Source organism: Paraburkholderia sp. SIMBA_027, from assembly GCF_046535315.1.
GTDB lineage: Bacteria > Pseudomonadota > Gammaproteobacteria > Burkholderiales > Burkholderiaceae > Paraburkholderia > Paraburkholderia tropica.
Window position 1 is genome coordinate 1 of record NZ_JAWRWY010001466.1, and the last position, 241, is coordinate 241.

A 241-nucleotide genomic window follows, 5' to 3' on the forward strand; every position below is an offset into this window, starting at 1 on the left:
CATGACGTTGACCTGCGTCGCGACCGCATTCGTGCCCCAGATAACGACGCAATCGGTGCGGGCCATCTCGCGGGGATCCGGGCCGCGCAGCGTGCCGGTTGCCATGGTGAAGCCGGTCCAGGCGGGATTGGTGCAGATCGAAGAGAAGAAGCCGGAATAGCGCTTGGCGTGGCGCAGACGCTCGATCGAGTCGCGCTGTACCCAGCCCATGGTCCCGGCATAGAAATAGGGCCAGACCGCT

At 64.7% G+C, this 241-nt stretch carries 1 pseudogene; it reads right to left on the reverse strand.

What is annotated here, in order from left to right:
• Nucleotides 1–241, reverse strand: a pseudogene (locus SB764_RS44060) (hypothetical protein); the annotation flags it as partial.